Origin of the sequence: Novosphingobium sp. GV079, assembly GCF_003058045.1 — a bacterium.
Classification (GTDB): Bacteria; Pseudomonadota; Alphaproteobacteria; order Sphingomonadales; family Sphingomonadaceae; genus Novosphingobium; species Novosphingobium capsulatum.
Genome location: NZ_QBUE01000027.1, coordinates 1 through 23,062, shown reverse-complemented (window position 1 = coordinate 23,062; position 23,062 = coordinate 1). Strand labels below are relative to the sequence as shown.

Here is a 23,062-nt window from a genome sequence, read left to right as displayed (position 1 = left end):
GCCCCCCATGATCTGATGACCAAACTCGCGGCATGACGACACCGGTTTGAGCTTAATTTTGCCGCAAACCTGTCCAGGAAGGCGGGACCACCTCATAGCGTTACGATCTCGGACAAGTAGGACCAGACCGCGCCGCTATCCTTGATCCCCCAAACCAAACGCCGACCTGATCCCTTGATGGCCATCAACCAGCCAGGGTATTTGAGGACGCGCGCAAGAATTGCCAGCAGCGTGTTTACCGGGCCGGACAGCGGTTGGGAAATTTGGGCGCCAGTAGGGTCATTAACAGCCACCGGGACACCGGTTCCAGTATTCTGCCAATAAAGCAGCGCCGTGCCGGCCATATTCGGCGTCAGATAGGTCTGGCCATTGCCCGCCGTGATCTTGTCACCGATGTTCGCGGTGAGCGTTGTTCCCGACGGCAGCGTCGCACCCGAAGGCTTCGCCCAGGTCGGAGCCGTGGGACTGGCCGCTAACGTACGGCCAGGATCAGCAACAGCAATCGCGGCCGACGTTGCAGACGACACCACCAGGTTGGCAATCACGCCCGTGAAGTCGCCGCCGGTCGCGGTCAGCGGATAAGTGCCTATCGTCGCACCACTGACCGCCGTGCCGCCGACCGTGCCAGTAACAATGCCCTTAGGCAGAATATTGGAGCCGCCTACAGCCGTCGCCGCGTTGAGAATAGGGTAGAGCGGCAGCCCCAGCGCGGCGGCCTGCGCCTGCTGCGCCGCAATCGCCGCGTTATTCGCCTGAACCTGCGCTGCAAGGGCCTGTGCACTCGCCAGGGGAACCTGCGCAGCCGCTGCATCGCGCGCCGCCTCGCTCTGCCCCTTGGCCGTGATCGAGGCATCACGCGCGGCTTCCGCCAGCCCCTGCGCCGTCTGCGCCCCCAGCTTGGAGGCATTGGCATCAGCAGCCGACTGCGCCCCATCAGCACCATTGAACGGCACAGGCTGGATCACGCCATCAACAATGCCCAGGGCCTTGCCATCGCTGCCGGCGAGCGAGGCCATAGGCGGTGGGCTTTCACCCATCGGCACCTTGAGTGCCCGATCGGTATCGCGCCGATTGCGCTGATCGCGCAGCGCTGCTCGGTCATTCACCCGGTTGACCGGCGACGCCAGCCAGCCAGAGCCGTCCTCGAATTGTGTCAGCTGCTCGAAAGAAGGCTCCAGCAGGATATAGATTTCACCGCTGGTAGGCGCACTGTCGAAAATGACCGAGCCGCCGCCGCCCGAAGCAATGGTGACGCTATACCCGGAAACCGCCGCACCATCGATTTCCACCGTCACATCAGCATCGGTCAGCGCCGTGAAGGTGAACGGAAACGTGGTTGCCACGCCATTGGCGATGAACGGTCCGTCGAATGCATTGGTCGTGGAGACAGCCATAAAACCCACCGGTTGCGTGTTCCGATGGGTCTATGGGCCAGCCCCCTACGCGTGAATCGCGTGGGGTTATTCGTCCTTGACCTTGCCCGTAGTCAGGCCCTCGATCCAGTCGCCCACGCTTTGCGGATCGGCATTGCCCTGGCCGACATCGACCAGGAACTGCGTTGCGCTCGCCACCTGGCCGGGCACCAGGCCGGTGAGATAGCCGGTCGTTTCCAGCACATCCTTGGTGGCGTGCTTTGTCTCCTGGCCGCGCGCCAACTTGCCTACGTCGCGCCCGGCCTGCGCCAGGCTATCGGCCGCGCGCTGCATCGGGGTCAGTGAGGCGCTGAACACGCGGTTGCCCGCAACTGCATTCCAAGTCGGCTCGAACACGTCGCGCGCCAAAGGAATCGGACCAATCGCATTCGCCAGCATCTTGCGCGATATCCATTCGCTCCACCACTCGTCATCGTCGGGCCCACCGCCACCAGTCACGCCAGCCTTGATCAGTTCTGTGAGCAGCGGCGGAACAACCAGCAGGAAGAATGCGCGCGCGGTCAGCTTAGGCAGGTTGCGCGATCGCCGCGCATCGGCGCCGCCGGCATCACGCGCCAAGGTACGCTGGCGCTGATACTGCGCCGAGAAATAGCTGTAGAACATCGTGAACAGCTTGGTGGCCTCGCCCCACTTGCCCGTTCCACGCACGATCGCCGCCATGTCCTTGGGGGAACCAGATCCCTGCGACTGGCGCACGGCCTTGTCGCCAGCATAGATCGCATCGGCTTCCGTGGCGCCGGTTGCAATCGCATTCGAGTACCCAGCCATCCACGTGGGAACGGACACGACGCGATCCATATAGCCAATGCCGTGGAACATGAAACGCTTGGCATCCAACGCCTGGCGGGCGAGCTTCCCCACTGGGTTGACCGTGGCCATGGCGTTGATCTGATTCCTGATGTCGCGGTCCAGGGTGTCCATGCGCGCGCGCAGTTCGCCCGAGCGCTCCAAGGCAAACTGTGCGGTCTCGATTGGCGATGCCGAAAACTGCGCAATAGCCTTTGCCATCGGCCCGGCGCCGACTACCTCGACCGAGTTGGAATAGCCGGCAATCTGGGTCAGCATCGTGGTTGCGCGCAGGCCCATGCCCACCACGGTGACATTCGCCCGCAGCTTGCCCAGCCACTTGCCGAACCCTTCGTTGCCGGCGCGTTCCATCGCCCAGCTATTGGCCACGAACTTGACCCAGGGACGGAACTGCTTGCGAATCTCGGGGCCGAGCGCCGCATCAACTGCGCGCGACACCCGCTCGCTGGTCAGGAAGCGATTAGCCTGGATCACGGCCTCGCGGTGCGTGATATCGTGGATCACTTCGCCCAGGTGCCGGTTGATCACGCCCAGGTCGAGCAGGATCGGCGCCTTGACCTTCTCGGCGCGCTCTTTCGTCGCCCGGGCCCGCGTGGTGGCCTTGGTATAGTTCGCGCCCAGCAGATCGCTTTCCTTGCCGCCGCGTTCTTCCGCGCGATAGTCGCGCGTCGTGTCGTAGATGGCGGGGTAATAGCCGCCGCGCATCGGGCCATGCGGCGTGTCGAATGCGCGCGGCTCGATCTTTTCAGGCGCCACGCCGTTAACGCGCCGCTCCAGCCCCTCGATCATCGGCCACAGCATGTCGATTGTGTCCCATACGCTCTGCACGAACTGCCATTCCCCGGCGGTCAGCGTGTCGTTGAGATAGTTCTCGATCGCACCAGGATTGATCCGATAGCCATCAGCCAAGCGCTGGAAATTCCCGGCATTGCCGATGTTCAACGCCATGGCGATCACCTTCGACCGTTCCATGCGCATCGGGCCGCCAGTGGCCACATCGGTCCAGGGCATTTCCATCTTGTCGCGCCAGCGTGCCGCATCCTCAGCCGGCACCGCTTCGAACAGCGCTTTGATCCGGCCGTAGTAATCGGCCAGCATCGCGTTCTCGCGGTCCTGCGCCTCGGCAATCGGACGGAACGCGATGCGGTTGAACACGCCGTTGGGATCGCCACCATCGAGCCAGTCGAACACGGTTTCCATCTTGAGCAGCGAGGCATCCAGCGCCAGGGCATTGGCCTTGATGGCCTCCAGCACCGAGGGATCGGTCAGGTCGCGAGGCGGCGCGCCTTGGATGTTTGCGGCCGCCTGCACAGCCTCTTTGAAAATGTCGTCCCATTCGCGCTGCTCTTGGTTGTCCAGCAGCGTCTGCTTGAGGCGGCCCAGGTGCATGACCTGCTCGACGGCATCGTTCAGCCCCAGCAGGTTTTCGACCGTCAGGCGCGACCAGTGCGTGCCACGCAGCGTCGCCTCGAAGCTGCGCGGCACCACCACATCGACGCCATCGGCTTCCTGTTGCGCGGCCCAGGTCTCCCACTTGCCCTGGCGCTCGATCGACTTTTGCGAGCGCGGCCCCAGCTGCACGGCATCGAGCAAGGCGTGGGCCTGCTCCAGATAGTCCTGATCGACCGATTTCATCGTGCGCCGCTTGGCGATGGCCGCGAGGCGATCATGCGCGCGCGACACCTCGTCATAGGCTGCCTTGGATTCGGACAGCAGGGCCGATGACAGCAGCTGCCGCTGCTTGGCCGCGAACGCCTCATCCATCTTGCCGGCCAAGATCGCTTTCTCAGCCTCGCGCCCAGCCTTGGCAACGGCCTTGGTGTGGCGCTGGATAGCCGCCAGGCTGGCCTGTTCCACGATCACCCCACCGCGCACCGTCTGCCGAGCCCATGCGCGCGCCACCTGATATGGCGTGGCCTGCTTTCCTGCCCGCCGACCGAGATAGCGCAGTTCAGTGGCCAGCAGATCCCCAGCCAAGTCGTTGTTCACCGCGGCAATGGCCTCTTCCTCGATGCTGCCATCGCTCAGCGGATCATCACCATGGCGGCGCTGCATTTCGGCATCGGCGGCATTGTCGATCATGCGCTGGCGCAGGCCGCGCGCATCTCCAGATGCCTTTGCCTCCACATGCTGGCGCTGGGCACCGATCAGTACCTCGATCATCTGCTGCGCGCTGTCGAATCCCGCCATTTCCGCCAGTGCATCGGGATTAGCCCCGCCCAGCTTGTGGATCGGCGGCACCTGCTTGGGCAGCAGATCGAGCACGTCGCGGCCAAACCGATCTTCGAGCCATTCGCGATCGATGGGGGTATCGCGCATCATGCGCAGCGATTTCAGCAGCGGCGCGGCATCAAGCCGTTCTGCCTCATCCGCGCGCGCAGCTGCCCGCTCATCGTTCCAGGCCTTGGTACGCTGCCGGCGGATTGCCGCCATGGCCTTGGCCAGCAGATCGGCATTGGCCTTGTCGCGCGCACCTTGCGCCATCTGGGTATAGGCGTCGAACTCTGCCCCGGTCATGCCCATGGCCTTGGGATCGCTGATGGCCGGCTGCATCGACAGGGCATTGCGTTGAGCCGTGATCTCATCATCCGTCGCCAGCATGCGATCAAACACCTGGCGAATTTCCGGGCTGATCGGGGAGCGCAGGGCATCGACCTTGCGATAGATCGCCAGCATCCACCCGCGCACCGTCTCGAACAGGCGCGCCAGCCCGGTGGACGGCGCATTGCCCTCCATCAGGTAGCGCTCAATGCCGCGCGCCCAGTATTCGTGCGCCTCCACTGGGATCGCGCCGTCGTCGGCCAGAGGATAGCCCAGGCTGGCGAACCACGCCTTGACCGTCTCCCAGTCGCTGCGCAGCTGGTCACTCGCTTCCGAGTGCATGGCGTCGGCGCGCAGTTCCTCCAGCCATTGATGGCCGAACTCGTGGATCAGCGTCGAAGGGTTGCGGCTCTGGAAAAGCTCGATCGTGCCGCCGCGCCCATTTTGGCCGGGGATGAAGCGCCCGCGCGGGCCACCCTCTGACCCTTGACGCAATTCGCGCGACGCCGATATAAGGGCTGACCGGCTCGCTCCCAATTCGTCACGACTAAACGTAGGGGCGTCTTGCGTAGCGGGGGACTTAGTACCAACCTTGCCCTTTGCATCGGGCCGGTCATCTTCCCAACCAGTCAATAGCCAGGTCTTGGTCTTGCCGTGTTCGTCGAGGGACAGCACGGCGGTATAGCCATTGTGCGAAATGCGCACCGTCCGCTTGGCTTCCTGATACGACACGTCGGTGCCGATCGCCACGGCGCGCAACACATTGCCCAGCACGTCGGGTGACCGCTGGGCCAGGATATGCGCAATGCCCTTCTTGTTGTCGCCCATCACCAGATGCACGTCGGCATCGCCGCCGAATTGCTTGAGGTCGGGGCGCAGGTCGTGAACCACCGCCTCGCTCGATCCACTGCTCAATTCATCGATGGCATGGGCCACCGATTCAATCCGCGCGTCGGTGGCCTGCTCATACCCCTGGCTCTGTGCGCCGGCAGCATAGTCCTTGATCGCTGCGCGGATCTCGGCATCGGTCATTGCATCAGGATCGCGCCCCGTGTCCTCCAGCATGGCACGCAGGTCATCCGCTGCCGCCCGGGCCGGATCGATCTTGGGCGCTTCGGCATAGCGCGGCTTGCCCGCCAGTTCTGCGCGGATGGCATCCAGCAGCTGGTTCTGATCGATCGTGCTGGGTCCAGCCTCAAACTGTGCTGCCTGCAATTCCGGGAAATAGCCCTCATCGATCGCGGTCGACAGCGTGGTATCGAGACCATATTCGCCGTTGCCCGAAATTGCTCCTGCCATTTCGGCTTGGCGCGGATCATAGGCGCGAATGATCTGCCGGCGACCTTTGATGGGGACGGGCTTCTTGCCCTTGTCGTTCATGTGCCAGCGGTCGAGCCCCATAGCCTTGAGGTCGCCGCCTACATCGTTGACGCCGCCGCGATCGTTGATCCATTCCAGCAGCGTCTTGCCCTGCGGGATTTCAGCCGGCGCGCGCTTGCGCATGGCATGGATCACGGTGTCCCACTGGTCGGCGCGCTGGATTTCGGCCAGGCGCTCAGGCAGCACGGCGCGAATGGTTGAGCCGAAGTCCTTGGGATCAAGCGGCCGGCCATTGCGCTCTGCGCGTACCGCCGCGCGCAGGACGTCCAGTTCGGCATAGATGCCCGCCATGCGTGCTGGGATGCCCGCATTCTGCAGTTCCTGCGTGCGCGCATCGACCATGGCTGCGCGCTGATCGATGGAGGCCTCGCGGGCCTGCGGATCGCTCAAGCCCTTGATCGCGTCCTTGTTAATCACCGCATATTCGGTACGCCCGCGCGGATCCTTGCCCACCACCACGTCAACGCCACGCGCGCGGTATTCGTCGATGGTCTCCGGCGTCAGGCGCGTGATATCGCCCTCCCTGTTTTCCACCGTCGCGCCCGGCGCCAAGTCCACGCGATAGACCTTACCGCCACCTTCGCCCATGTCGGCATAGCCCTGTGCCTCGTCCAGCTTGCCGGTGGCATAGAACCCGCCATAGACGCGGCCCTTCTTGCCCTGCTTCTGGCCATCGGTGCGGATGATGGCGATGTCGTTGACCGTCATCCCCTCCCGGCCACCGTGATAGAGATCAGGCAAGGTCGGCTTGATGCCATCCTGGAATGCCTGCTCCACCTCGGAAACACGCTGCGCATGGTCCTCTTGGAAGGCCTGCGCCTCGCGCAGCGACATGCCGCCCGGCCGCAGCCGGATATCATCCTTGATTGCCGCCCAGGCCGGGGTGCCGGGCAGCGCGGTAAGGGCAAAATCCGATGGCAGTACCACATCGCCACCAGTGGCCTGTGCCTCGGCAATCTGGCTCTGGTAATCGGCCAGCGGATCGTCGAACTGGTTGTAGCTGTCCGACTGCTGGTAGGCCGTGATCGCTTCGGCGGGCACATAGACCTGTTGCGGGATATGGCCGTTGTCGCTGGCCACGCGCAGCAGCGCCGCATAGGCCTCTGGATCGCGCTGGCGCAGTGCTGATCCTTCCGCCGCTTTGGCCATCAGATTGAGCGCCTGACCGTCCTGCGCTGCGCGTGCTGCCTCAGCCGCTGGCCGCTGGAACCGCTCTGCCGCCTTCTGTGCCGCCCGATCCATCAGCACCGCGCCACCGGTTTGCGCGCCAGTGGCAGCCACGGTGCCGATCAGCGTCGCCAGCGCCGCTTGAGGCCGCTCCCTGAGATAGTCGCCAAAGGTCTGATCAGGATTGACCGAAGCCCAGTCCGAAAGATCCTGCACGACCGTGGCGATTTGCTCGCCGGGGATTTCGTGCACCAGCTGGCCCAGGATTGCCTTGCCCACTGGCGTCTTCTGCACCAGCGCTTCCACCAGGTGGCTCGCGGGCATCTTCTCGGTGATGTATTCGGTTCCGCCCTGCGTCATCGCATAGGTCAGCGCCGAAGCACCGCTCAGGCCCTTGGCCTTGCCCTTGGCATAGGCATTCCCGCCTACCGACGTGGCTGGGATAGCGGTCGCCAATTCGGGATTGCGCGTCATCGCCGCCGCGACGGTCAGCGGGATGCTTTCCATCCCTGACAGGGCACTTTCGGTCCAGAAGTTGTTGCCGATCGCATTCTGGCGGATCGAAGCCGCTTCGTTGCGCAGTTGCTGGCGGCCAGCAGCGCGCCAGGCCTGCTGCTGCGCAAACGCCTTGTCGGGATCATAGCCGGCGCGCAGACCGGCCTGCTGCAATACGGTCGTGGCCACGGCATCGAAGCCATAATTCAGATAGTCGGCGGGCAGCACCAGCGTGTCGGTGAACTCGCGTAGCCCCGCCGCAGCATCGAACGTCCCGGCGCCGATACGCCCTGGCAGCTTCTTGAGCATATCCCAGGCGCTGCCCAAAATGCCCAGGCTCTTGGTGTCATCCGACGCCGCCACGGCGCTACGCGGATCACCGGCCGCCCATTCGCCAATGGTCGGATGCTGGTCGATGAGCTTGCCGAAGTTGTTCGCGCGCAAGGCCTTCTCGGCCTCTCCCACCATACCCTCTACATCGGCAGGCATGGCACCCATCTGGCGCGCTAGCGCAGTTGCCTGCGCCACCTGATCTGGCGCTTGGGCCTCGACAATGTTGCGCCGGGTCTGAGCATCGCGCTCTCGGCGCATCGCATCTGCCAGCGGATCCTGCGCCATGGGCGATTGCAATGGGCGCGGCATGGCGCCGCTGGTGTTCCAAGGCTGGGCGGGCGTGATGAAATCCGGCATTGGGCAGGAATACCCCGCCCATATCGGTCACTGAATCGCAGCGCCTGCCTGCTGTTGCCGATACCAGTAGAGCACTTCGTCATCGGTCGGCGCCCGCTTGAACACCCGCTTGAACGTGTCCACCACGGCGCTGCGCTGCTCGCTGGTTGGGGCGGCCTTATACAGCGGCGTTTCGTTCGTGCCCCACAGCATGCCCGGCGTCGAGACGGAACGCGTGGCCCGGCGGGCAATGTCATACCATTCGGATGAGGACGGCGGCCGAGCATTCTTGGCCACGAACGCATCAGCCTGCGCCTTCATCGTCTGGAGCGCGGCAGCCTTGTCCTTGTCCTTGAGATCAAGGCTGTTGAACGCGGAATACTGCGCCAGAGCCGTTGCCGAATCCTTGAACGGCTCCCACGCCTGCGGCTTGCTGGCATCCTGGCGCATTCGGGCCTGTGCTGTCACCAATTGGGCAAAATCGCTCGATGATACCTTGCCCATGTATTCCTTGGGCAGATCGGCCCGCATGAAGCCCTGCGGATCGTTATACATGCGCAGCGTGGCCCCCAGCGAGGTCATGTCCTGCGCCTTGCGCTCAGCCTCATCGGTCTTGGCCTTGAGCGCCTTCGCCATGCTGCCGCGCAATTCCGCTGCATCAGACGGCTTCATGCGCCCCAACAGGGTGGACGGCAGCGCATCGGGCGGCGGATAATCGCCGTTGTGGTTGGCCTGGTAGTTGCCGATCCACTGGTGCACGTTGTCGGCCGCGTCTTGGAACTGATCGTTGAGCGCCTGCTCGTCCTGGCCCATGCGCTGACGGGCATAGGCCTTCACCCGCTCGCGCTTTTCGAACGACCAGTCGCTGCGCTTGTCGATCTGCGCGATCACGGAAGCCTGATCCCAGTTGCGCGCGGCCTGCGGCGAGCCAACCAGAGTGCTTTCACCTGCACGGCCACCGATCACCTTCTGCGGATCGAGATCGGCACCATCAGCACCCCGAACCCGCAGATGCACATGCGGGCCAGTGGTATGGCCCGTCATCCCCACCGTGCCCAACACCGTGTCAGGCGTCACAACATCGCCCGGCTTCACCGATTGATTGCCCATGTGTGCATAGGTCGATGTCGTGCCGTCGGGATGCTTGACCTTAACCCAGCGGCCCGCGCGATCGTCTTGGGTAACCGCCTCGACGGTGCCGCCGGCAATCGGGTGGATGGCTGCGCCCAGCGGCGCGCCAATATCCAGTCCAGCAGAACCACGCTCCCTGTGCTGCTCGAAGGTATTCGTCACATGGCCATTGGCCACCGGCATCTGGACCCGGCCGCCAGGTTGGCCCTCAGGCGCGGCAGGAGCGCCACGAGAAGGCCCTAGGCCAGCTGTCACCTCCAGGAACCCATTCGCCGCATCACGGCGCTGCATGGGCTCGCGCAGGGCATCAAGCGCGCTGTTGCGCTGCTCGAACGTCATTTCATCGTGGTGCGCATCGAACAGCGCTGAGGCCAGATCAACCTTGTCGTCTTTCACCAGGCGATCAATGGCCATGCCATAGACGGCGCCCTGCTGCTGCTTGACATACTGCGCACCCGCTTCGCCCAGGCCGGCAAAGTCGGCATAGGCCTGCGCCTTCTGACCAACGACACCCACAGCAGCGCGCAGATCAGCGGGGCTATCGACCAGGCCGGCAGCGGCATCCTGCGCAGTCGATAGTTCCGCACCCAGAACGGTCTTGCGCTGCACCGCCGCCTGCTGGATCGCATGGCCGTTCATGTCTCCCAACGCCGAGGCATAGAGCGTGTCGAAATGCTGGGAGAAGATCTGCTGCGCGCGCGGGCTTTTCAGGCCATCCAGCCCTTGCTTGCGGATGTCGTCCAGCTGCTTGCGCGCTGCCGGCAGACCATCGACAGCATTGCCGCCCTGCTGCGTCTTGAACTGCGTCAAGGCATCCGAAAGCATCGGCTGCACCGCCAGAACCTGCTGCCGCGCCACTGTATCGTCATGCTGGAGCGAGATCTTGTCGATGACCTCCCCCAGATGCTGCAGACCATCCCCCAGACCATTGGCGACCGGGGGAGGCGCCTGCAGCCGGGCACTGACTGGCGCGGCGCCGCTGGTGGCCTGCTGATATTGCGGGGCCTTGGGCATCAGGAACCCATCAAGCTGTAGGCGGTGGCACCGGCCTTTTTGGCCTGCTTTGCCATGCTGCCATAGTCGATCGATGATGCCGAGAAGCCGGCGCCACCCTTGAATGCGCCATATTGGCTGGCCGTGCCAAGCACCGTCGAACCCATGTCGAGCGCGCCGCTGATCAAAGCGTTGGTGCGTGATGCCCGTGCCGCATTCGCCTGCGCGCCGTAGTTGGCAGCGTTGATGTCGTGGCTACGCAGCGTGTTGCTGCCCTGGCGGTAGATATTCGCCACATCCTCACGGCCCAGCATATCGGTATCGCTGACCACATCGGCGGCCGTGCCGAAGTCGAGCGACACACCATTGGCTGCTGCCGCCACGGCCTGCTGCCCTTTAACGCGCGCGATCTCCCGATACCGCTGCAGGGCGGCCTGCTGCGCATTCTGCTGATCCTGCTGGGCGGCATCGCGTTCCGCCGCGGCGTTGGCATCAGCAACGCGCGCCTGCACGGTGGCCTGCTGCATGGCGCTGATCGTCTTGACCGCTGTGCCGGCCACAGCCATGCCGGCCGCAATGATCGGTAGGGCAGGCGCGCACATCAGCAAGGCTCCTTGGAAAACCGGCGAAACATCACCCCGCGCACGCCCACTTCCTCTTCATCAACCGCAAAGCCCCAGCGTTTCAGCAGCCGGATGGCCTGCGCGTTCTGGCTGGAAACTAGGTTCCGCAGGGTATGGCGTGAATCGTGAAGCCGATCGATGATGGTCGGACCCCAGGCCAGCATCTCGCGCGGATGCCGGTAAACCTCGTCTGTGCCCAGAAACCACGGCACCGCTTCGCCCGTCAGCACGCTTTCCACCACCACGCCGAACATCGCATGCGGCCGGCCATCGAGCAGCGCGGTCCAGCACTTGGCGCTGGTCATGATGCCTGTGCGCAAAGCCTGTTTCGGTTCACGCCCCATGGCCCGGCATTCCAGCTGATCGATTGCACGCATGTGGTGCGCCAGGTATCCGACATGGCGGACTTCGGCCGGCACGATCCTGATGGCCGAGCCGAGCCTAGCCATAGATCTCTGGATCTTGGGCAATGGCCAGCATCGTGAAGGGTAGCGGTGCGGTCTGGCGGATCAGCACCACGCATTCATCGCGCGCCTTGTTCGCCATGTTGATGGTATATTCGCCGTTCATCAGCGCATCGGGCGCGCCATAGGCCTCGCCCATGCGGGACTTGAGCGGGAACAAGTTTGCCTCGTTGATGCCGGCCTTGATCTGCCGGGTATTGGACAGCCGCACCACCACTTCGCCCAATGCCTGCACCCGGCCCATATTGCTGCCGCCATCCTGCGTGCTGATGCGGACAGGCAGCGTCTCGACCGTCACTTCGTAGGGAATGCCGAAGCTCGCCACCTTGCCGCCACCGAAGTCATCCGGAAGCGTCAGGCGGCCATTGGTGACGGTCAGGCCGGTGATCGCCTTGCCATCGACCAGGCCCGCCACGTCGGTGCGCCCTTCCAGATGCCACAGCCCCGTGAATGTGGTCTGCTCCGCGTCGAACGAACCAGAAACCGCGCAGTCGAGAAAGCAGCAATCTTTCACGTCCGACCAGCGATGGCTGACCATGCGCTCGACAAAGCGGCGTGTCACGCCTTGCACCTGGCGATCGACCATGAGGTAGACGCGATCCTCGCCATCTTCCGATATGCAGCAGACCGAGACGACATTCCCATCCGTCTCGCAGAGGGTCCACCCCCAGACATTCTGCTCCTGCTCCCAGGTGAAGCACAGCAGCTTGCCATCATCGCGCGCGGCCCAGATCACGCTGCGCGGCTCCTGCGCATAGCACCAGGAAACGATGCTCATGCCTTCGAAGAAGTGGGGCGAGAAGATCGAGACATCGTTGGATTTCAAGCCATCGATCGTGAAATCATAGCCGATCGTGCGAACCGACTGCCCGACGCTGGGCTGGTAGAACACCACGTTGTCAACGACCAGGGCTGGCAGCCGCGACGATCCGCGGCCGATCTGCCGGCGGGTGGCTGGCGGCGACGTTGCATCGAGCACGCCACCCGATCCATCGCCATCGATGTGGAATACGCTGTCAGAGGTCAAGGCCAGCAGGCTGGTGGTGGTCACCAGGTGGTTCACCGAATTGACCCGCCCAGCCATGATGGCGAACGACAGCGCATCGCTGGCAATGGCCGGGCGCGACCGGTCCATGTTTTCCAACTGGCCCGATCGGCTGCCCCAGACTCCGTGCGGCACATTGCTGGTGCGGGCCCACATCGAGCGTTGTTCGAACAGCGTGACGGTCGACGGATAGTCACCCGCTGCGGCGAACGGGTTATTGCCCTGCGGCGGCGCCTGATCGAGCGCGGGGCCGATGTTGTCATCGCGAAACGTGGTGCTGTCGGTGCTGCCGATATAGCCGAAGAACTGCGAATTGTCGGCCTTGTAGACCTTGTATCGCGTTGCCCCGGCCACAGCAGACCAGTTGATCGTGTTGAAGTTGCGCTTGAGGGTCAGGTCATTGGTGACCGTAGCCTCGCTCGACGCGCGGCTTTCATATCCGGTGTCATCGTTCACCGCCGTTACACAATAGCTGGCAGGCTGCGGGAAGTAACTGGCGCCACCGTTATCGCTGTCGGTATTCGGTGTGGCCGCCGTCGCTGTGCAACTCGCTGGCGCAATAATGCTGGGGCCGAACGTCACGGTCTGGAATGACCAGTCGGTATGGCCGGCGCGCACCAGTTTGCCAGGGGCATGGTCGATGTGGGCCAGATACATCGTGTCGGCGGTCTGCTCGAAATCGAGTTCCGCCAATTCCTCACCGTTGTAGGGCGAGCCCACCTTGTAGATGCGATTGCCTCCCATCAGAACCTCTGCGTGCCTTTGAAGCTGCCACCGCCACCGCCACCGGTAGCTGGCGGGTCGGGCGGGGGCACTACTGGCGGAACCACAGGCGCGACCGGCACAGTGGGCGGCGCGGACCGAGTAATCCCACCATCGCACCCCGTGAATGCTGGCGCTGCGCTAGTATCGACTGCCACGGCGAAGTGGCTGTCATCAACGATAGTCAGCACCTTGAAAGCCCGCCCGTTCAGCAGATCGCCCAAGCCATCTTTCACGCCGTCGAAATACCACCAGTCGCCTACGGCCAGGCCATGATATGCGACGGTTACCACCGCCTGCGCAGCGTTCGATATGCCGGTGATCGCCAGTTCTTCTTCCAGCACCCTGCCGCCGACTGCGCACGGAGCCATGTAGCCTTGACCCAGTTCGAGCGCATAGGTCTGGGTCAGTGAGAACTGGAACGGAACAAGCCGGGTCGGCTTGCTGGCATCGAGCACTTCACCCACTAGCCTGGTGCCGGGCCGCTTGGTGATACCGCCGTACTTGAGCACCAACACGTTGCGCGCCTGGCGCAGTGTCGAGCCATAGGCCTCGACATCGAAGCGGCCATACAGCTGCGGCCCAAGTTCACCGCGCGAGAAATTGACCTGTGGAACGCGCACCGTCATGCGAAATCACCGATCCCGGCGCGGGCATATTCCGCATCGCTGGCATAGCGCACCGGGCGATGCACCCGCTTGTTCTCCTCATCAGCGATGGCGCGTGCCCGGGCAATTTCCGCCTGCTGCTGGAGCACCTGTGCCACCTTCGCATCCTTCTTGATCGGCAGGGCGATGCGCGCGGCCAGTTCCAGTTCGAACGCGCGCGCGACCAGTGGTGGCATGTCGCCAGCTTCCAAGCTGTTGCGCGCATAGACGAGCGTGGCTGTAGGCACGTTGGCATAGATGCGGCCACCCTCGTGGAGATAGGCCAGCGGGATCGCATCCTGAAAGGGAAAGGGATATGGCCCGGCGATCGGCAGATCGGTGGCGGCATCCTCGACTTGGCGCAATGCCAGGGGCTGCGCCATGTCGGCGGGCTCTGCATAGGCATAGAGCCATTCGGCCGGCCGATCGTTCGCGACCGAGGCCAGCGCCTGGCGCTTGATCATCCAGTGCCATTCGGTCCAGTCGGCAACCTCAAGAAGCAGCGGAGAAGCAAAACGCGACACCTCGCGCGCCTCCATGGTGCCTTCCGTAAAGTCAGCGATCTGCCCGGCCGCGATCTGGGCCAGGGCACGGTTACAGAGGTCGATAAGGGCAGCCATGCCGCGAACCTATGGCCATGGTCGCTAGCGGTGAATCCCAACGAAAAGGGCCGAGGTTTCCCCCGGCCCTGCTTCATTCTGCGGTATCGGTCGCCGCTTTGCGCCCGCGCCTGGGCGGCGCATCGTCCTTGGCCTTGTCACGGTCATCGATCGCCGCCTTGGCCTCGTCGTCCAGCGGCTGCCAGGTCGAGCCGGGCACATGGTCGGCGGTGAATTCTTCACCGGCAACGATGTAGCGGCCCTCATTGCTCAGATAGACCGGCTGTTCGCTCTTGTAGCGCGCCATGATCAACGACCCCCATAGCTGCTGTTGGTCTGGCGGCTTGCCACCTGCCCAGCGGTGATGCTGCCGGCGGTCGGCGCGGTGCCGGCCACGGTGTAATAGAGCCGCACATAGCGCGTGTCGGTGCCTTCGTCGAAGCAGCAGGGGAACTTGAACTGATAGCCCGCCACCAGCGACGCGAGCGGCACAGCTTCGCCCTGATAGCGCGTTGTCCACGTCGAGTTGTCAGGCGAGGTCTGCACGCCGACCGTCAGCGACGTCAGGTTGTTGAACGAGGCCACGACAGCCACGGACAGTTCGACTTCCTCACCGCGCCCGATATCGCGCGTCAGGGGCACGGACGAATTGTAAGGCGTGCCGGTGGCACCCAGATCAATGACGTTGGTGGAAGCAGCCGAAGCAGTGATGGCCTGCGCGCTGCTCAGAAGGAGGGAATTATCGAAAATCATGTGACGATTCCTTATGTGGGGCCGAGGCTTCCCCCGGCCCGGTTGAGCAGTTACGAGACCAGCGTCTCGGTGTTCAGCAGCGCGTCGGTTTCGCGGATCGGCATGCCGCGCCAGGTCATGACTTCCTCGCCCTGGATTTCCATCGGCGTGAGGCGCACGAAGTTGTCCACGCCGCTGCGGCCATTGGTCGATTCCGCATCGAGAGCTTCGAGCATGGTCTTGTTCATGTAGATGACCGTGCGGCCGGCGCTGATCTGGCCTTCACGCTCCATCTTGTAGGCGCGACGGCCCTGCAGCTTGTAATAGAGCTTGCGCAGCAGCGGATTGACCGCAACGGTGCCGGCGATCACGTCGGACACGTCGATATTGGCAATGCGGCCATTGAAGCGCCAATCGCGCACGGTCAGGCCCACATGCTGCGTGAACTTTTCTTCCTTCACGTAGTAGGGGTTGCCGCTGCCATCGAGCACGCGCTGGCGGCCCATGTCCTCGCGCTGGACACCCGCCGGAATGTTCTCCGGCGTGATGATGCTGGTCTGCATGTCGCCATGCGTGACCATCCAGATCGAGGTGTTGTCGCTGCCCGAGCCACCGCCGTTGATGACGTTGGCATTCGACAGCGAGTTGTAGCGCGGCGCCAGGCCATGGAACTGCTTGCCGTTGATCTTGGTATCGGAATACCAGATGGCGCTATCCACCGTCTGCGCGATCGATTCCAGGAAACCCTGACCTTCCACCAGACGCAGCTTGGCCGCTTCGGCAGGCTTGAGGTTGAGCAGGCGCTCATCGACCGTCGAAAGACCTTCCACGAAACCCGTGGTGTCCTTCACTTCGGTGTAGTTGCCCTTGGACTGCGGAATGCCCTGATAGAGCGCGCCCCAGGCCACGCTGGGCAGGCCGGTGCGAATGCTGGTGCGGTGGCCGGTGCCGTCGTTGCAGGTGACAACATTGGCGTCCTTCATGAAGGGCGTCAGCTGCGTCAGCGCTTCGACGACATCGCCGATGCCGTCCTGGCTGACCTTCAAAACGTCGATCAAGTTCCAGTAGGAGGTTCCGAGAATTGCCATGATGAGGCTTCCTTATCGCTGGGAGTCGTTGGGGTAGAGCCGCTCCCAGACGGGGCGGTTGTCGCTTCCGGCGCCAGCGCGCGCGAAAGTGCCGTCTTCACCGACCATCTGGCCGACAGCGCGGAATGCGCGGATCATATCGGGATGGTTGCCAAAGCCGGATTCTGTCAGGGCCTTGCGGAACGGATGATCCTTGGTGAAGCCCAAGGCATCCAGACCACGCGCAGCCAGGTGTTCAGTCTGCTCGCGATTGGCCCCGCCGATTTCAGGATCAGCCGTGAACGCGTCGAGCCATTCCTTCTTCTGCGCGGCGGCACCATCGGTCAGCTGCTGGATCAGCGCCTGCGTGGTGCGCTCCTGCACCTGCTGGGCAAGTGGCAGCAACTTGCCGGCCTGTTCGTTGGTCAGGCCGAGATCGCGGAACACCGGGTCGGCAGCATCGACCAGCGTGGGATCGAGCGTCATGCCTTCCAGCGACAGCTCATACTTTTCCGGCACGACGGGCGCGTCGGTTGCGGGCGCGGGCGGATCGGCTGCGGGCGTGGTCGCGGGCGCTTCTTTCGCAGGATCGGCAGCCGGCAGTTCACCGCCCAACACCGACGTGTCAGCAGCCGGCGCAGCGGGCGCGGCATCAGGCGTCGGTGTCGGGGATGTCGGCGTATCGGTCGTTGCGGGTGCGGCGTCGCTCATTGGGCTTGTCCTGTGAGTTGAGAGTTTGGCGAAGGGCTGCGGTAAGCGTGGTCAGGGCCTGCGTGTCGCTGGCGCGGATTTGCTCGGGCTGGCCGGCGTGGGCCATGTGCAGCAATTCGAACCCCAGGCTGCGGCGCCCCTCAAGAAAACTGAGATCGCGCGTCAGATGCCCATCGGCTCCGACTTGCTGCCCCACGATCCCGGCGGCGTGAATCGCAGCACTGAGGAAGCGCAGGAACTCGGGTTGGCGCAGCAGATGCTCTGCGTCGCGCTGCTCCTGCGTCATGCTGGCAGCATCCGGCCAAGCAGGCTCTGGCCGCCGCCCACGTCTGTCCGCGACAGCAGTTCAGCCGCCGCCGCGCCGTCTTTGGCCACTGGGGCCATAGCTGCGGCCTGTTGAGCCTGTTGGGCTTGCGCGCGCTGGTCGCGGATCTGCTGCACCTGGTCAGCGGTGCGGATCAGCTTGGCGGGTGTGCCGGCGCGATAGCCGTATTCGTCAATGGCCTCGTCAAAGTCGATCTTGTCGAGCGCTTCGGGATGCGCAGCCGCCAGATTGCCAACAAAGCCCACCACGCGCTCGATCTGGCCGATGCCGACCATGCGCTGCATCTGCTGGAGGATCGACACGAACTCGACGTTAATCTGCGCGCCGCTGATCGCTTCGGGCACAGGCGATAGCATCCCGCCACGGCTCATGATGCCGAAGGCGCGATCAATGGCCACTTCCAGCTTCTCGTTGCCCACGCGCTCGATCACCGGGCCAAGCTGGGTCAGCTTTTCCTCATTGCGCGCCGCGATCTCTTCCATGTTGCGGGGCTGCACCCCACGCATGTTGGTGATCGCGTTGAACAGGTCCGCAAAGGAAAGCCCGTCGATCTGCTGCTTGCACTTGTCGATTTCAGCACCGATCGCAGCCACCGCCTGATAGGGCATCTGGTACGGGATCAGCACGCCATCCTTGTCCACGCCCGACGCGGTGACGGTGCGGCCCGGCTCCCCAGTCAGACGCACGCCAGGCGGCACGATCTTCTCGGGCTTGACCATGGCGTCGATCGCTTCGTTACGGCGCTTGGCCTGCATCTGCAATTCGCGCAGGGCCGGAAGGGCTTCCATGCCGGGTGACACGCCATAGGTGTCGCCGCCCACCACGTCCCAGCGCGGCGCCCAGAACGGCTGATCAGCATAGCCCGACACCTTGAGCAGCGAGCCGGCATTACCGCCAGTTTCCCAATAGACGCTGCGCCACGGCTTTGCCCCGATCTTGCCGGGCATGTGGTCAGGATCGGGCTCGATCGCGTGATAGATTTCGACGGTCTTGTCGTATTGGCTGCGGTCGTACATCGCCCGAACTGGACGAGAGACAGCATCGCCGAACGTGTCGACGGCCTGCTTCACGCTCATAGCGACCAGGCGATAGAGCGTATCCGGCACCATCGCATCGGACATGGCGATCCAGTATTCGCCAAAGGTCAGCGGATGGCAGACTGCGCCGGCCTGCCAATGCTCGACCATCACGCAGGCTTCTGTGCCGAACAGGCCCATTTCGCCGTAGCCGGCCTTGACGGCGCCATAGAAGTTGGTGCGCGCGAAGAACGTGTACATGCGGCGCTCAACTTCGGAGAGCCAATCACGCACGCCCGGCTCATCCATCATGGCATCATCGGCGGTCTTGAGTGTGAACCACGGGCGTGATGCGCTCGACAGGCCCGAGGTCATGCCGTTGGTCAGCGTGCGGAATGCCTCAATGCCGTGGGGATCGAACAGCGTCTTGTTCCACTGCCGTCGCCGACCGCTGTTCTGGTCCTTGCTGTTGGAAAGGAACCGCGAGCGCGCGGGCTGGGCGAAGCGCGCGATCTGCTCCGCTTCCTGCTCATAGTCGCTGCGGATCGATTTCAGCTGCCCCAGGCGCATTTCGCAGTGCTTGCGGATGGCGCGCGAGCGCTCATCTACCAGCGGCCCAGCCTGACCACGGGTCGAGAGAATGGGCCGGTCTGCCATCAGCCGAGAGTCGCCTTGCTGGTGGTGGGCGACCCCAGCACACCCTGTGGCGACGTGACCATGCCGGCCAGAATAGCCTTGCGCCAGCTGTTGTCAGTGGTCGCGCTAGCCGACGCGCCTGCATCGGGCAGCTTCTGGGCTTGCCGGGCGGGCGGGGTCGGAACGGTGGGCGTGCTGCAGATGGGTTCCTCCTGTCGATGCAGGAGACAGGCCTATGCCGGGTGTTGTGGGGCGTGAATCCCGCGCATCAGTCCAGCCAGACTTGCAGAAGGCGGTGCTTCATGGCTTCGACCGATCCAACCTGCGTGGCGCGTGACGGCGCTTCGGAATAGGCGCAGCCCGTGCATCCATCGCGATCAACATAGGCGATGGCTACCGATGACAGTTCGCCACGCCGGGCCAGCACGAGAATATCCAGCAGGGCACGGCGGATATCATCACCACGCGGCTCGCAGGGAATGACGTGGAGTTCAGCCGGCATCAGTCCAATTCCCCATAGCGCCCAGCTTCATCGCGGGGATAGTTGTCAGGATCGAGATAGCCAGGCACCCGACGTGGCATCACCGGCTCAGCAAAGGTGCAGGCCAAAGCATCGCCCCAGTCAGGCGATGGCAAGCCGCGCTTCTTCATGTCTGGCTTGCGCTCCAGCTTCACGCGCGTGTCATCGGCGGCAAAGGCGTAGGTTGGGCCGATCAAGTCATCCCGCAGCCGTTCCTTGTCCGGGATCGCGCCAGATCGCAGCCAAGACCGCATGCGCGTCCACATTTCAGCGCGCTTGTCAGCCGTGGGCACCGTGACGCCCGGCTCCAGTTCAGCATCACGCCCCTTGCCGCCGAACCATACCTCGATCACAGGCGTGTCAGGGATCAGCTGGCGCAGGCGGTCCACCACGGCGGCGCCGATGTTGCCCGCATCGACAAAGATCGCATCGGGATGCAGGCGCGCAGCTTCAAGCGCTATGTCGCCGGCCAGCGTCATGGCATCGACCTGGCCCCATGAACGCCACGGGATCGATCGGGCATCGCGGCCCCGACGAATGGCAAGCACGCTCTCGTCGTCGCCATAGCGCGCACAGTCCACGCCGAACACGATCGGATCACCGGGCAGGCCCGCCGGTATCTCGCGGCTCTGCGCCGCCTCCACGTCGCCCAGGGCAATGAACTGCATGCTGCTGGCCGAAGGGAACATGCCGCGCACGCGGACCTTGGCGATATCGCTGTCCTCGCCATAGGTGTCGCATAGCTCTTGCAGATAGGCCTTGTTGGTGCCTTCCACCGTGCGGCTATCAATCTGCGCCGTGCGCCAGAGATTGCGCTGCTTGCCGAAGCATTCGCGGAAAGCGCCCGTGTTCTGCGTCGGGTTTCCGAATGCCAGCCACAGAATCTCGGTATCAGCGTCAGTCATGGCCCCCAGCGCCACTTCCCACACCTTGTCGGCAATGCCGCTCGCTTCATCGAAGATCAGCACGATGCGGCGGCCTTGGTTGTGCAGGCCAGCGAACGCTTCGGTGTTGTGCTCGCTCCAGGTCACCAGATCGCAACGCCAGGATGATGACCGACCCGGCGCGGTGGAGACAATCGACCGCTTGTTCAGATTGAACCAGTCGCCCGTCAGAGCTATGCGCGCCCACTTGTGGATTTCCGGGCTGGTCTTGCTGTCCAGCTGGTCTTGCGTGTTTGCCGTCACCACCACACGTGCATCCGGGCAGGTATCGAGCGCCCATTTGATCACCATCGAGATTAGCGCCGACTTGCCGATACCGTGACCAGAGGCGCGGGCAATGCGCAGCGGGTTGTGCCGGGTGGCTGGGTTTTGCAGGTGGTCACGTATTTCGGTCAGCACCTCGCGCTGCCATGTGCGTGGCCCGGAGATGCCCTCCAGTTCCCCCCTTCCCCACGGGAAAGCATAGAGCGCATGGCCGAGCGGATCGTGGGTGAAGCCGCCAATGTCGGCGGCCAGTTCAGCCTTGGGATTACGCGCCACCGGAAACCCTCCGGCGCGCGGCCTCGACTTCGCTGGCCAGGTCGAAGTTCGACCCATCGGCGTTGCCGTGCTTGATCAATTCGCCGTAGCGCTTCGGATCCCACTTCGCGAGCAGCTTGAGCCGTGCTTCGAACCGGTTCTTGGCGCGCTTCACCGAGGCGCTGTCGATGCGCCGCTCAGTCCTATCCTCGCCGATTGTGGTGATGACGTGTTCCGGCTCTTCATCGATGATAGCCAAAGCATCCATCGCGATGGCATCAAAGCCTAGTTCGCGCGCGCGCGCGATGGCCCGAGCGATTTCCTGATCGGCATCAGCCCAGGCACGCACAGTATCATCGCAAGGCATTCCCTCTTCCCGGCAGATCACCGCCAGGGGAATGCCCTTGCTCAATCCGTCCAGCACTTTCTTCAATGCTGCGGCACGGCGCCGTTTCGAAAAAGCCACGATCAACGATCCCCCAGAAGATAACCATTGCGCCGACGCGCCACGCACTCCTTCGCCCGGTCAAGTAAGCGATCGAGCTTGCCCAAGGCAGGCAGCCCGCCAAGCATCAGGTCGGCCACATGCTCAGGCACACCAAGTTCCGCCAGCGCAGTGATCAGAGGTCCGTCGCTATGCGTGCCACGGTCCCGGCGCGGCAGGTCTACGCGCTGATCAGGGGGGCAGGCAGTCTCTTTGCCCGTGGCCAGTATCGTGACGATACGCGCGCGGTGGTGCCGATCGACCTTGATCAGGCCCTTGGCCTCCAGGCGCGCGACGGTCTTGGGGCCCATGCTCGACGACGACGCGCCGATCTCGATCTCGATGTCGATGTTCATGGGGCAAGGCTGTCCCGCCTCAGCCGCATCATAGATCATCCGATAGGCGATCGATTCCGCCGGCGTGAGATGGGCGGGGCTGATGCATTCGCCAATCTCAAACAGTTCTGCTTGGCTCATCACAGCAAACCTTCCTCTTGCCACTGCGCCACCAGGGCGCGCTGTTCTTCCACTTGAGCATCGGTCATCCAGAGGAATGCCGGCCGGGCATGGTGCTCGCCGTTCTTCAGCAGCCAGAGGTGGCCCGCCGTCACGGCATGGAGCTTCCACTTCTCGGGCAGCGCGTCGATCTCGGCCTGGCCGAGCAGCCCCTTCTGCAGGGCGCGCATCGCATCATCGAACCGGGCCTGCTTCTCGCGCTTGATCCGGCTGCCGGCGATGTCCTTGACATGCCGCTGTTCGGCCGCGCGTGAAGTCCATTCCGCGATGATCTCGTTGCACTCGGCCACGGTCGGAAACCACTTCAACCGATCGATCGACGTGGCCCAGAGGTACTCGATTGCGCCCTTGGGGTGCTTGGACAGCTTGAGCAGGTATTGCTTGACCATCACAGCACCAGTGGCGGCATCCTTGCCCTGGCGCGGCAGCACCGCCATCATCGCCATCAGCGCCTTTTCGAGATACTGCGGCGGGCAAGGCTCAGGCTGAACGGCGGGGCACGAGATCACTGCCTCCAGCTTCTCGATCATCCCATCGTCCAGCCTCTCCGGCAGGGCCCGGATCTCCGTCAATCCCAAGACGCTGCTGGAGGAAAGCCACTGCGCCGTCGGGCTCGTGGCGGTGATCAGGTCTTGCCCGGTTGCTTCGGTCATATGCGCCCTCGATGAGCTTCAAGAAGGATTTGGATTGCAGCAGGAAATCCACATCGGCCCGCCAGCCAGTATCGTTGTCGCCGCGGAGGAACCGGGAGCGGATGATGGCCCTGATGGCGGTGCGGAAGCCTTCCTCGCCGTGATCGCGGATCAGCCTGGTGGCGTGCTTGCGGCGGGCATCGGA

19 protein-coding genes are annotated in these 23,062 nt (G+C 63.7%); all 19 read right to left on the bottom strand.

What is annotated here, in order from left to right; all coding sequences use genetic code 11:
- Positions 1–92 precede the first annotated feature (92 nt).
- Positions 93–1,394, bottom strand: a complete 1,302-nt coding sequence (locus C8K14_RS21155) for a hypothetical protein (protein ID WP_133726905.1) — start codon at positions 1,392–1,394, stop codon at positions 93–95.
- A 66-nt stretch (positions 1,395–1,460) separates the two neighbouring features.
- A complete protein-coding gene (locus C8K14_RS21150; RefSeq protein WP_107719008.1) occupies positions 1,461–8,513 on the bottom strand; it encodes a hypothetical protein in 7,053 nt (2,350 codons plus the stop codon).
- Between the two features lie 27 nt (positions 8,514–8,540).
- On the bottom strand, positions 8,541–10,637 hold the full coding sequence (locus tag C8K14_RS21145; RefSeq protein WP_107719006.1) for a M23 family metallopeptidase: 2,097 nt from the start codon (positions 10,635–10,637) through the stop codon (positions 8,541–8,543).
- Positions 10,637–11,182: a hypothetical protein gene (locus tag C8K14_RS21140; protein ID WP_199223792.1), complete on the bottom strand. Its 546-nt coding sequence runs from the start codon at positions 11,180–11,182 to the stop codon at positions 10,637–10,639. Before C8K14_RS21140 ends, C8K14_RS21145 begins: the two co-directional genes overlap by 1 nt.
- 35 nt (positions 11,183–11,217) lie before the next feature.
- Entirely contained in the window at positions 11,218–11,709 is a 492-nt protein-coding gene (locus C8K14_RS21135; protein ID WP_233251183.1) for a hypothetical protein, read from the bottom strand.
- Positions 11,681–13,492, bottom strand: coding sequence for a hypothetical protein (locus tag C8K14_RS21130; RefSeq protein ID WP_107719002.1), 1,812 nt, complete (start codon positions 13,490–13,492; stop codon positions 11,681–11,683). Before C8K14_RS21130 ends, C8K14_RS21135 begins: the two co-directional genes overlap by 29 nt.
- Positions 13,492–14,139 carry a hypothetical protein gene (locus C8K14_RS21125; RefSeq protein WP_107719001.1) on the bottom strand — a complete coding sequence of 216 codons (648 nt, stop codon included), beginning with the start codon at positions 14,137–14,139 and terminating at the stop codon, positions 13,492–13,494. The genes C8K14_RS21130 and C8K14_RS21125 overlap by 1 nt, the downstream gene beginning before the upstream one ends.
- Positions 14,136–14,777, bottom strand: coding sequence for a hypothetical protein (locus C8K14_RS21120; RefSeq protein WP_107718999.1), 642 nt, complete (start codon positions 14,775–14,777; stop codon positions 14,136–14,138). The genes C8K14_RS21125 and C8K14_RS21120 overlap by 4 nt, the downstream gene beginning before the upstream one ends.
- A gap of 73 nt (positions 14,778–14,850) precedes the next feature.
- On the bottom strand, positions 14,851–15,063 hold the full coding sequence (locus C8K14_RS21115; RefSeq protein ID WP_107718997.1) for a hypothetical protein: 213 nt from the start codon (positions 15,061–15,063) through the stop codon (positions 14,851–14,853).
- A gap of 2 nt (positions 15,064–15,065) precedes the next feature.
- Positions 15,066–15,509 (bottom strand): Bbp16 family capsid cement protein, encoded by a 444-nt coding sequence (locus C8K14_RS21110; protein WP_107718995.1) that lies wholly within the window; start codon positions 15,507–15,509, stop codon positions 15,066–15,068.
- 50 nt (positions 15,510–15,559) lie between these two features.
- Positions 15,560–16,576, bottom strand: coding sequence for a major capsid protein (locus C8K14_RS21105; RefSeq protein WP_107718993.1), 1,017 nt, complete (start codon positions 16,574–16,576; stop codon positions 15,560–15,562).
- A 12-nt stretch (positions 16,577–16,588) separates the two neighbouring features.
- Entirely contained in the window at positions 16,589–17,266 is a 678-nt protein-coding gene (locus C8K14_RS21100; RefSeq protein ID WP_133726904.1) for a hypothetical protein, read from the bottom strand.
- Positions 17,208–17,552 (bottom strand): hypothetical protein, encoded by a 345-nt coding sequence (locus C8K14_RS21095; protein ID WP_107718989.1) that lies wholly within the window; start codon positions 17,550–17,552, stop codon positions 17,208–17,210. The genes C8K14_RS21100 and C8K14_RS21095 overlap by 59 nt, the downstream gene beginning before the upstream one ends.
- A complete protein-coding gene (locus tag C8K14_RS21090; protein WP_233251182.1) occupies positions 17,549–19,264 on the bottom strand; it encodes a portal protein in 1,716 nt (571 codons plus the stop codon). Before C8K14_RS21090 ends, C8K14_RS21095 begins: the two co-directional genes overlap by 4 nt.
- Positions 19,265–19,511: 247 nt before the next feature.
- A complete protein-coding gene (locus C8K14_RS21080; protein ID WP_107718987.1) occupies positions 19,512–19,745 on the bottom strand; it encodes a hypothetical protein in 234 nt (77 codons plus the stop codon).
- A complete protein-coding gene (locus tag C8K14_RS21075) occupies positions 19,745–21,247 on the bottom strand; it encodes a terminase (protein ID WP_233251181.1) in 1,503 nt (500 codons plus the stop codon). The genes C8K14_RS21080 and C8K14_RS21075 overlap by 1 nt, the downstream gene beginning before the upstream one ends.
- Positions 21,237–21,692, bottom strand: a complete 456-nt coding sequence (locus C8K14_RS21070; RefSeq protein ID WP_133726903.1) for a hypothetical protein — start codon at positions 21,690–21,692, stop codon at positions 21,237–21,239. The genes C8K14_RS21075 and C8K14_RS21070 overlap by 11 nt, the downstream gene beginning before the upstream one ends.
- A 2-nt stretch (positions 21,693–21,694) precedes the next feature.
- Positions 21,695–22,186: a hypothetical protein gene (locus C8K14_RS21065; RefSeq protein ID WP_107718982.1), complete on the bottom strand. Its 492-nt coding sequence runs from the start codon at positions 22,184–22,186 to the stop codon at positions 21,695–21,697.
- Positions 22,186–22,878, bottom strand: a complete 693-nt coding sequence (locus C8K14_RS21060; RefSeq protein ID WP_107718980.1) for a hypothetical protein — start codon at positions 22,876–22,878, stop codon at positions 22,186–22,188. The genes C8K14_RS21065 and C8K14_RS21060 overlap by 1 nt, the downstream gene beginning before the upstream one ends.
- Between the last annotated feature and the right edge of the window lie 184 nt (positions 22,879–23,062).